Here is a 9,695-nt window from a genome sequence, read left to right on the forward strand (position 1 = left end):
GGGCGAGACGCCGCAGGCGGCTCGATGCGAAGCACGACAGCGCGACCGGCCATGTCTGCTTGGCCGGGGACGCACGACCGTCCTACCATCCCTCTATGGAAGAAACCATCCTCAACAACGACGACCCTTTGGAGCACATGCTTCACCGCTCCAATGCCTTGCACGAACGGCTGGATGAATTGCTGGGCAATGCCGAGTTCGATGGATCGCCCCGTGGCGAATCAGCCCTCGGCATGTGCTTGGTGGCTATGGAACATGCGGCGGCAATGCGAGCGTTGATGTCGCTGCGACTGCCCACGTCTGCCGTCGGCCTCATGCGCCTGCAGTTCGAGGCCCTGACACGGGCAATGTGGCTGCTCTACGCAGCTAGCGACGCAGCGATCGACAAGTTGCTGGCGCCACTGACGCAGCAGAGCGAACAGGCAGCCAAGAACTTGCCTGGCGCCAGCGAAATGATTGAGCAGATCGGCAAGCGAGTCGGACAAGGCGCGCCGGCAGCCGCGCACCAGATGCTGTTGCACTTCAAGGATGTGACCTGGCACGGCATGAACTCATTCGTGCATGGCGGCATTCATCCGCTGCGGCGTAGTGCCGACGGCTTCCCGGTCGATCTTGCGCTGCAAGTGCTGCGCAGCTCGAACGGTCTGACGACCATGACCGGCATGACGATGGCTGTCCTCACCGGCGATGAAGCCGTGGCCAAGCCGGTGAGCAAGATCCAGCCGGCATTCGCCGACTGCCTGCCGGATCTGCTGAGACCTTGAACGGGGCTTCTTGCGACGCCCCTCGCAAATCATTGGACGATTCGCCCGGCCAGGCGCGCATCACGCGCATAGGCGCTCAACCGCTTTTCGGCCCGGAAAGACAGGTCACGTTCGATTGGCAGGCCCAGCCCGCCGCGCACGGTCGCCAGTTCGCCCAGGCTAACCCAGCCGATTTCCGGCATCCCCAGGCCCAGGTCGCAAAGACCAAAGGCGTGGTCGTGGTCGTCGGGATCAATCTCGGTCAGCAGCCAGGTCGCGCCGGCATCCGGCGTGAACAGCTTGACCACGGGCGCCGGATCGAAGTCCGGGTTCTCCAGTGATTTGCGGCCATTGGCCAGCAGCACGACGCGCTGCTCGTCAGTGATGAGTGCGTTGTTCATGGTGAACTCCTGAAAGGTTGCCGGGCGGAGTTGCCCGACCCTTCCGGGGCACGGCGCAGCGCAAGCAGTCAGGGGTCAACGACGGCCGCCAGGACGCAAGCGCCATCGGCGCGCAGCCCTTGACGGCGAGCACGCCGTGGCACGATGAAGGGAACAGCAAGACCGCCTCCCTTGCACCTTCACGTTCCCCGGTTCTCGGCAAGCGAAGCGCGCAGGCCCGCGCGGGCCGGAGTTGCGCCACCGGACGCAGCAAAAAAGGGGGCCGAAGCCCCCTTGGTCAGATCAGGCCGCGTTCGGCGAATGATGTGGTGTTGCCGCCCGCGACGATGATGTGATCCAGAATGCGAACGTCCACAAGTGCCAGCGCCTCCTTGAGCCGCTGGGTCAGTGCTCTGTCGGCCGCGCTCGGCTCAGGATTCCCGCTCGGGTGGTTGTGCGAAACGATGACCGCCGCCGCATTGAGCCGCAGCGCCTGCTTGACCACTTCGCGCGGATACACCGATGCGCTATCGATGGTGCCTCGAAACATCTCGGCATATTCGATCAAGCAATGGTGCGTATCCAGGAACAGCACGGCGAACACCTCGTGCTCGAACCCAGCCAGCTTGGCGCGCAGGTACTCCTTGACCGCCACCGGCGAACTGAATGACGCACCGCGCTGCATCTTGTGCTCGATAGCCTGGCGCGCGGCCTCCAGAATCTGGTCAGTCGTCGCCAGCAGGTAGCGGCCCTGCGCATCACGCACCATCAGTGAGGTATCGAACGAGGAAAAAGACAGTTGCGACATGATCGTGCTCCGGTTGCTCGGGCGGAATTGCCCGGAACCGTCGCCAGCACGGCGCAGCGCAAGCAGTCAGGGGTCGCAGACGGCCGCCAGGACGCAAGCGCGCACAAGCGCGCGCCGCCCTTGACGGCGAGGACGCCGTGATATGGTGAAGGGAACAGCAAGACCGCCCACACCCCGCCCACTGCACACACCCGCCGTTGAGCAAGCGCAGCGCGCAGGCACGGATCAACGAGCCGGGCCGAAGGCGTCAGGGATCAAAGCCGAATGGCCGCGATTCGGCACGAAGCGCGGGGCACAGCCCGCGAGCCCGACGGCGGCACGCCGGGACGCAACATCCAAATACCACATCGAACCCGCTCCACTACGCCGCAGCAAGTTGTCCCGATAGGTATTGAACTTCACCATGTCTCCATGCAGCAGAACCATGGAGTCCGAGGTGGAACAGCTATCGCAAGCCCCCAATACCGCCGGCACCGATGTCGGCCTCCCCTTGCCAGGCACGGATGCCTACGAGGCTTTGCCGCAATTTCCAAAGCGCAGTGTCCTTCCCTTTCGTCGCACCATTCGCCGGCAGGAACTGCGGCAGATCGTTCCCCTCGCCGAAACGACGATCTACGAAATGGAGCGTCGCGGTGAGTTCCCACGCCGCTTCAACCTGACGCCACGCTGCGTCGTATGGGACTTGGCAGACGTGGAAGCCTGGGTCGAAGAACGAAAGCAGGCTCCGCGCACCGGCGTATCGAAACCGGATGTCCACCTACGAAAAACCCGCCCTGTCCGGGCGGGTTCGAGCGAGGCATAAGGCCAAACAGCGGCGCTCACCCAATCAAAGCCTCCAGTGCCTTGGATGTCGAGCGCGGCAATCGCCGCCCCTCCTTCGCCACGTTGACCTGCAAGGCCACCCGCGCCACCTCAAACACGTCTTTGGCCAGCGAGTAGCTGCCCTTGGCCTGCAACCACGCCAATACGTCCACCAAATGCCAGATCGACGCGCTGCCTTCATGCACCGGCGCCGGAAAGCTGCCCGGATGCGCCAGCATCAGCTTGCGCATGTTCTGCCGCGACACGCCAACAATGTCGGCCACGTCAGTCAGACCCACCAGATCCGGCGCTACTTCGATCAATCGCGCGGTCGGCGCGGCGCAGCGCACATCGGCCAGCGCGCTACGCACGGCCTCGTCCGCATCCGCTGCCTCGCGGGTGAATTCCAACGCCAACCGACCCGGCTGTCCAATGCCGACCAAGGCATCGTCGCAGCCGGCTTCGCCCAGGCGCTCCACCAGTGCATCCGCATCGCGGTCGTCGGCGGCGAGCTGATATTTCAGAGTGAAGGTGTATTCCATCGCGCTACTCCGTGGCACCATTGTCAGCGTCGCGCTGCGACCGGTGTGTAGTGCAGTTATCCACGACGCGCCGCAAGGCGCGCGCGTGGTTGCCGGGATTTTTCGGCGTGCTCCATACGCTGGTGATGCAGAACTCGCCGCAGCGACATTCTTCATCGTTGTAAGGGCAATACATCCGCCCCCAAGCGTGGCTGCCGCCGACTTCGACGCGCCAGCCCTGCCCTTCGGCGTGCCTGAGAGCTTCCTCGACCTCATTCTTCGGATGAGGGGAACGAGCCATCGATGATCTCCAGTATGGGGATGATTGGCTTGGTTGTCAAGTGACAACCAAGCCACTGTTTCAGGCTATCGCGCTTAACGCCGGCACCACCACGTTCGCCGGCAACAGCTTCGGCACATAGGTCTGCCCACCGCCCCAGGCATCGACAAGGTTGGCCCACTCTTGCAGCATGTGGCGCCGCTGCTCGGCGTACTCGGCCTTGTTGTAAACCGAGCGCGAGGAACGCCCGTCCTCGTGCGCCAGGCACTTCTCGATCCAGTCGCGGTTGAAGCCGATTTCGTTCAACAGCGTCGAGCCGGTGCGGCGCAGGTCATGGACGGTGAAGGGTTGGAGCGGCAGCCCCTTGGTCTTTGCCGCCTCCACCACGAGCCCCGTGACGCGATTCAAAGTGGCGTTGGACATGCACCGCTCTGCGTCATAGCGAGACGGAAAAACGAACCTTGATCCCGCCGCGCAGGCGTGCAACGTCACGAAGATGTCGAGCGTCTGGCGCGAGAGATAGACCACGTGCGGGTTGCGCCCCTTCATCCGCTGCTTGGGAATCGTCCAGGTCTTGCTTTCGAAATCGACCTCATTCCAGGTGGCGTGGATCAGTTCGCTCTTGCGTACCAGCGTCAGCAGGATCAAGCGCAGCGCCAGCTTGATGGTCGGATAGGTCGCCACCGATTCCATCTGCTGCATGAACAGCCGAATCTCCAGCGGCGACAAGGCGCGATCTTTCGGCACAAAGGTGGCGATCGAGGCCGCGCCCACGCTGTCGGCGGGGTTGTCCACCTTCTCACCGTGGGCGATGGCGTAGATGTAGACCTGCTTCACGATATCCCGAATCTGTACCGCCGTGGCCGGCGCCCCACGCTCCTTGACCTTGTTGCACAAGGCCCGCAGGTCTTCGGCCTGGATTTCGGTCAGCAGGCGGTTTTGGAAGACCGGCAGGATGTCCCGGTCGATGATGTGCTTGCGCATGGCGCGGGTGCTGTCGGCCAGCCTTGCGTTGGCCAGCCACGTCTCCATCGCCGCGCCGAAGGTCTTGATGGCGACCACCCGGCGTTTCTCACGCTGCTTTTCCAGCGCGGGCGAGACACCCTTGAGAACGGCTTTGCGCGCGTCCAGCAGCAGTTCGCGCGCCATTGCCAGCGAGATGCCACCTGGACCATAGCGTCCGAGGGTCAGCGTCTCGCGGCGGCCGTGGAGCCGGTAGTCGTAGCGGAACGTGATCGTTCCGCCAGGCGATACCGTCACGTACATCCCGTCTCGGTCAGAAGCCTTATAAATCTTGGACTTAGGTTTGAAATTGCGTAGTGCAGCGTCGGTCAGCATCGAGGTTTCCTCCGGCATGTGACGGATTTACCGTCAGGTTTTACCGTCAGGGACCTGGAGACCTGCTGATGCCCGGAAAGCCCCATGAAACAAGCTTTCCCGAGAAGGCTTTTACCGTCAAAGACGGTAAAAGTCTGAATAGTGAACGAGAGTGTCTTAATCCGGCCTCGATTTTTACCGTCAGCTCTACCGTCAACTTTTTCTGCTGGCCGGCGATAGCTACCGATAGCTGCCGTGACGTATTTCTTTCAATATCAACACATTACGTTGGTTTCTCGATAGCTGGCGATAGCCCTCGAAGGACGTAAATTCACTCCCACTCAATAGTAGCCGGCGGCTTCCCCGAGATGTCATAAACCACCCGTGACACCCCCCGCAACTCATTGATGATCCGGTTGCTCACCGTCCCCAGGAACTCATACGGCAGATGCGCCCAATGCGCGGTCATGAAGTCGATCGTCTCCACCGCACGCAGCGCAATCACCCACTCATACGCCCGCGCATCGCCCACCACGCCCACCGACTTCACCGGCAGGAACACGGCAAACGCCTGGCTGGTCTTGTCGTACAGGTCGGCCTTGCGCAGCTCATCAATGAAGATGGCATCGGCCTTGGCCAGCAGTTCGGCGTACTCGCGCTTCACTTCGCCCAGGATACGCACGCCCAGGCCCGGGCCCGGGAACGGATGGCGGTAGACCATGGTACGCGGCAGGCCCAGCTCAACACCCAGGCGGCGCACTTCGTCCTTGAACAGCTCGCGCAGCGGCTCCACCAGGCCCAGCTTCATGTGCTCCGGCAGGCCGCCCACGTTGTGGTGGCTCTTGATCACATGCGCCTTGCCGGTCTTGCTGCCGGCCGACTCGATCACGTCCGGGTAGATGGTGCCCTGCGCCAGCCACTTGGCGTTCTTCAGCTTGTTCGACTCTTCGTCGAAGATCTCAACAAACAGGTTGCCGATGATCTTGCGCTTGGCTTCCGGGTCGCTCACGCCTTCCAGCGCGCTGAAGTAACGGTCGGCGGCATTCACGCGCACCACCTTCACGCCCATGTGCTCGGCAAACATCGCCATCACCTGGTCGCCTTCCTGCCAGCGCAGCAGACCGGTATCAACGAACACGCAGGTCAGCTTTTCGCCGATGGCCTTGTGCAGCAGCGCGGCCACCACGGACGAATCGACGCCGCCGGACAGGCCCAGAATCACTTCGTCATCGCCCACCTGTTCGCGCACGCGGGCGATCTGGTCGTCGATGATGTTGGCGGCGGTCCACAGGGTCTGGCAGCCGCACACGTCCACCACGAAGCGGCGCAGCAGCGCCTGGCCCTGCAGGGTGTGGGTCACTTCCGGGTGGAACTGCACGCCGTACCAGCGCTTTTCTTCGTTGGCCATGGCGGCCACCGGAATGCGGTCGGTGGTGGCGGTGATGGTGAAGCCCGGCGGTGCCACGGAGACGTGGTCGCCGTGGCTCATCCAGACATTCAACTTCGGCTCGCCGCCGTGGTCGCTCAGGCCCTTGAACAGTGCATCCGGGTTGATCACGTTCACTTCGGCGTGGCCGAATTCGCGCTGGTCAGCCGCTTCGGTGGCACCGCCCAGCTGGGCGGCCAGGGTCTGCATGCCGTAGCAGATGCCGAAGATCGGCAGGCCGCTGTCGAACACTTCCTGCGGCGCGGCCGGCGCACCCGGCAGCGTGGTCGATTCCGGGCCACCGGACAGGATGATGCCCTTGGCGCCAAACGCGGCGATCTCGGCCGGGTTGTGGTCCCACGCCCAGATTTCGCAGTAGACGCCCAGCTCGCGGATGCGGCGGGCAATCAGCTGCGTGTACTGCGCGCCGAAATCGAGGATGAGGATCTTGTCGTTATGGATGTTGGTCATGGCGCCCTGGCAATGCAGTAGGGAAAACGAAATCAGATTTGCAGCAGCAGATGGAAAAAGAGGAACGGGAATCAGCTTCCTCGTTCCTCTTTCTCCGGCCCGCATCAGGCGCGGTAGTTCGGCGGCTCTTTGGTGATCGTCACGTCGTGGACGTGGCTCTCACGCTGGCCGGCGCCGCTGATCTTCACGAACTTGGGCTTGCTGCGCATGTCTTCGATGGTGGCGCAGCCCACGTAGCCCATGGTGGCGCGCAGGCCACCCATCAGCTGGTGGATGATGCCGCCCACCGGGCCGCGGTACGGCACGCGGCCTTCGATGCCTTCCGGCACCAGCTTGTCGGCGGTGGCGGCGTCCTGGAAGTAGCGGTCCTTCGACCCCTTCTCCATGGCAGCCAGCGAACCCATGCCGCGGTAGCTCTTGTACGAACGGCCCTGGTACAGCTCGGTCTCGCCCGGCGATTCCTCGGTACCGGCCAGCAGGCCACCGACCATGATGGTCGAAGCACCGGCGGCCAGCGCCTTGCCGATGTCGCCCGAGTAGCGGATGCCACCATCGGCGATCAGCGGGATGCGGTCCTGCAGCGCTTCGGCCACCAGGTCAATGGCGGTGACCTGCGGCACGCCGACGCCGGCGACAACGCGGGTGGTGCAGATCGAGCCCGGGCCGATGCCGACCTTGACGGCGTCCGCGCCGCTGTCCAGCAGCGCCAGTGCGGCTTCGCCGGTGCAGATGTTGCCACCGATGACCTGCACGTTCGGGAAGTTCTTCTTGACCCAGCTGACGCGGTCCAGCACGCCCTGCGAGTGGCCGTGCGCGGTATCGACCACGATCACGTCCACGCCGGCGGCGACCAGCGCTTCCACGCGGCGATCGGTATCGCCACCCACGCCGACGGCCGCGCCAACCAGCAGGCGGGTCGACAGATCCTTGGCAGCGTTCGGGAAGTCGGTGTTCTTCTGGATGTCCTTGACCGTGATCAGGCCACGCAGTTCGAACGAATCATTGACCACCAGCACCTTTTCGATGCGGTTGCGGTGCAGCAGCTGCAGCACTTCGTCAGACGCGGCGCCTTCCTTGACCGTGATCAGGCGATCCTTCTTGGTCATGATGTGGCGGACCGGATCGTCCAGCTCGGTCTCGAAGCGCATGTCGCGATGGGTCACGATGCCGGCCAGCAGGCCGTCGCTGCCCACCACCGGCACGCCGGAGATGTTGTGCGCCTGGGTCAGGGCCAGCACGTCGCGGATGGTGGTTTCCGGGCCGACGGTGATCGGGTCGCGGATGACACCGGCCTCGAACTTCTTGACCTTGGCCACTTCCGCGGCCTGCTGTTCCAGGCTGAGATTCTTGTGGATGATGCCCATGCCGCCGAGCTGGGCCATGGCGATGGCCAGGCGGGCTTCGGTGACGGTATCCATGGCTGCGGACAGGATCGGAAGCTTCAGCTTCAGGTCGCGAGTCAACCGCGTTTCGAGGTTGACGTCCTTGGGCAGGATGGTCGAATGAGCGGGGACGAGCGAGACGTCGTCGTAAGTGAGTGCTTCAGCCTGGATGCGCAGCATCGGCATACCCGAGATGTGGGGAAGCGCGACATTTTACCCTGTTTTCGCGCCGTGTGGCAGGGGGTAGATGCGACGCAGTGTCGCGCAGGCGATGATTGGTTCAGGGGGCGACCTGGGTGGGTGCCAACCTTGGTTGGTACCCACGGAACCGCCATGGACATGGAACCGCCTCGGAACGCCTTTGGTAGGTGCCAACCTTGGTTGGCACAAACAGGGAGAGGCCTTCACCCCATCTGGGGTCCAGCGCCGGACGGATCGTGCCAACCAAGGTTGGCACCCACCGAACCGCCACGGACATGGAACCGCCACGGAACCGCCCTTGGTAGGTGCCAACCTTGGTTGGCACAAACAGGGAGAGGCCCTCATCCCATCTGGGGTCCAGCGCCGGACGGATCGTGCCAACCAAGGTTGGCACCTACCAGGAGCGGGTCATCCGCATGTCCACATTGTGCCGACCAACGGTCGGCACCCACCAACGGCAGATCTCCCCAACAGCAGGTCAGCTCAGCGCTTCCGCGGCTTCCAGGGTGTTCTGCATCAACGTGGCCACGGTCATCGGGCCCACGCCACCCGGCACCGGGGTAATCCAGCTCGCCCGCTGGGCCGCCGCTTCAAACCCGACATCACCCACCAACCGGCCGTCATCCAACCGGTTGATACCGACATCGATCACCACCGCGCCCGGCTTCACCCACTCGCCCGGCACGATGCCCGGGCGACCGACGGCCACCACCAGGATGTCGGCGTTGCGCACGGCCTGTTCCAGCACGTCCTTGGGGGTGAACTTGTGGCAGCTGGTCACGGTGCAGCCGGCAATCAGCAGTTCCAGGCCCATCGGGCGGCCGACGTGGTTGCTCACGCCCACGATGGTGGCGTTGCGGCCGCGCACCGGCTGGTCGGTGTGGCCCAGCAGCGTGGTGATGCCGCGCGGGGTGCACGGGCGCAGGCCGAACTCGCGCAGGGCCAGGTGGCCGACGTTTTCCGGGTGGAAGCCGTCCACGTCCTTGCGCGGGTCGATGCGCTGGATCAGCCGGCGCGCGTCGGGGATGCCCGGCAGCGGCAGCTGGATCAGGATGCCGTTGATCTTCGGGTCGGCGTTGAGCTGGTCGATCAGGTCGAGCAGCTCGGCTTCGGTAGTACCGGCCGGCAGGTCGTAGTCATGTGCCTCGATGCCGACCTTCTCGGCAGCGCGGCGCTTGTTGCGCACGTACACGGTCGAGGCCGGGTCGCCACCCACTAGCACCACGGCCAGGCCCGGACGGCTGCCACCGGCGGCCACGCGGGCGTCGACGCGCACCTTCAGGCTGTCGAGCAGGTCCTCGGCGATACGGCGGCCATCAAGGATGCGGGCAGGAAGCTGGGGGGCGGAATCGGTCATCGGGAGCG

10 protein-coding genes are annotated in these 9,695 nt (G+C 64.0%); 2 read left to right on the forward strand and 8 right to left on the reverse strand.

The window, feature by feature from the left end:
* A partial coding sequence (locus QRO95_RS24320; RefSeq protein WP_343237345.1) for a DUF6988 family protein occupies window positions 1-764 on the forward strand: 764 nt, incomplete at its 5' end.
* A gap of 29 nt (window positions 765-793) precedes the next feature.
* Here the strand turns inward: QRO95_RS24320 and QRO95_RS24325 are convergent.
* Complete coding sequence (locus QRO95_RS24325; RefSeq protein WP_047289092.1) at window positions 794-1,144, reverse strand: DUF2958 domain-containing protein; 351 nt, start codon at window positions 1,142-1,144, stop codon at window positions 794-796.
* Between the two features lie 277 nt (window positions 1,145-1,421).
* Window positions 1,422-1,931 (reverse strand): DNA repair protein RadC, encoded by a 510-nt coding sequence (gene radC / locus QRO95_RS24330; protein ID WP_047289094.1) that lies wholly within the window; start codon window positions 1,929-1,931, stop codon window positions 1,422-1,424.
* A 424-nt stretch (window positions 1,932-2,355) separates the two neighbouring features.
* Here radC and QRO95_RS24335 point away from each other — a divergent pair, with 424 nt between their 5' ends.
* Window positions 2,356-2,733: an AlpA family transcriptional regulator gene (locus QRO95_RS24335; RefSeq protein WP_047289095.1), complete on the forward strand. Its 378-nt coding sequence runs from the start codon at window positions 2,356-2,358 to the stop codon at window positions 2,731-2,733.
* 16 nt (window positions 2,734-2,749) lie between these two features.
* Here QRO95_RS24335 and QRO95_RS24340 read toward each other — a convergent pair whose 3' ends face one another.
* The 6 genes from QRO95_RS24340 to folD form a co-directional block, all read right to left on the reverse strand.
* A complete protein-coding gene (locus QRO95_RS24340; protein ID WP_047289096.1) occupies window positions 2,750-3,274 on the reverse strand; it encodes an AlpA family transcriptional regulator in 525 nt (174 codons plus the stop codon).
* A gap of 4 nt (window positions 3,275-3,278) precedes the next feature.
* Window positions 3,279-3,554 carry a hypothetical protein gene (locus QRO95_RS24345; RefSeq protein ID WP_285303649.1) on the reverse strand — a complete coding sequence of 92 codons (276 nt, stop codon included), beginning with the start codon at window positions 3,552-3,554 and terminating at the stop codon, window positions 3,279-3,281.
* A gap of 60 nt (window positions 3,555-3,614) precedes the next feature.
* Window positions 3,615-4,871, reverse strand: coding sequence for a tyrosine-type recombinase/integrase (locus tag QRO95_RS24350; RefSeq protein ID WP_047289100.1), 1,257 nt, complete (start codon window positions 4,869-4,871; stop codon window positions 3,615-3,617).
* Between the two features lie 310 nt (window positions 4,872-5,181).
* Window positions 5,182-6,747, reverse strand: a complete 1,566-nt coding sequence (gene guaA / locus QRO95_RS24355; RefSeq protein WP_054171531.1) for a glutamine-hydrolyzing GMP synthase — start codon at window positions 6,745-6,747, stop codon at window positions 5,182-5,184.
* Window positions 6,748-6,851: 104 nt separating this feature from the next.
* The gene (gene guaB / locus QRO95_RS24360; protein ID WP_005409308.1) at window positions 6,852-8,309 is read right to left on the reverse strand and encodes an IMP dehydrogenase; all 1,458 of its coding nucleotides are present in this window, start codon (window positions 8,307-8,309) and stop codon (window positions 6,852-6,854) included.
* 499 nt (window positions 8,310-8,808) lie between these two features.
* On the reverse strand, window positions 8,809-9,687 hold the full coding sequence (gene folD / locus QRO95_RS24365; protein ID WP_014036908.1) for a bifunctional methylenetetrahydrofolate dehydrogenase/methenyltetrahydrofolate cyclohydrolase FolD: 879 nt from the start codon (window positions 9,685-9,687) through the stop codon (window positions 8,809-8,811).
* Window positions 9,688-9,695 lie beyond the last annotated feature (8 nt).

The sequence above is a fragment of the Stenotrophomonas maltophilia group sp. Smal13 genome (assembly GCF_030236855.1).
Lineage (GTDB): Bacteria > Pseudomonadota > Gammaproteobacteria > Xanthomonadales > Xanthomonadaceae > Stenotrophomonas > Stenotrophomonas maltophilia_A.

What these genes read in the sequence shown, in the direction of transcription:
- QRO95_RS24325 (WP_047289092.1), bottom strand. Translation starts at nt 1,144, where the DNA reads ATGAACAACGCACTCATCACTGACGAGCAGCGCGTCGTGCTGCTGGCC.
- folD (WP_014036908.1), bottom strand. Translation starts at nt 9,687, where the DNA reads ATGACCGATTCCGCCCCCCAGCTTCCTGCCCGCATCCTTGATGGCCGC.
- guaB (WP_005409308.1), bottom strand. Translation starts at nt 8,309, where the DNA reads ATGCTGCGCATCCAGGCTGAAGCACTCACTTACGACGACGTCTCGCTC.
- radC (WP_047289094.1), bottom strand. Translation starts at nt 1,931, where the DNA reads ATGTCGCAACTGTCTTTTTCCTCGTTCGATACCTCACTGATGGTGCGT.
- QRO95_RS24345 (WP_285303649.1), bottom strand. Translation starts at nt 3,554, where the DNA reads ATGGCTCGTTCCCCTCATCCGAAGAATGAGGTCGAGGAAGCTCTCAGG.
- QRO95_RS24335 (WP_047289095.1), top strand. Translation starts at nt 2,356, where the DNA reads ATGGAGTCCGAGGTGGAACAGCTATCGCAAGCCCCCAATACCGCCGGC.
- QRO95_RS24350 (WP_047289100.1), bottom strand. Translation starts at nt 4,871, where the DNA reads ATGCTGACCGACGCTGCACTACGCAATTTCAAACCTAAGTCCAAGATT.
- QRO95_RS24340 (WP_047289096.1), bottom strand. Translation starts at nt 3,274, where the DNA reads ATGGAATACACCTTCACTCTGAAATATCAGCTCGCCGCCGACGACCGC.
- guaA (WP_054171531.1), bottom strand. Translation starts at nt 6,747, where the DNA reads ATGACCAACATCCATAACGACAAGATCCTCATCCTCGATTTCGGCGCG.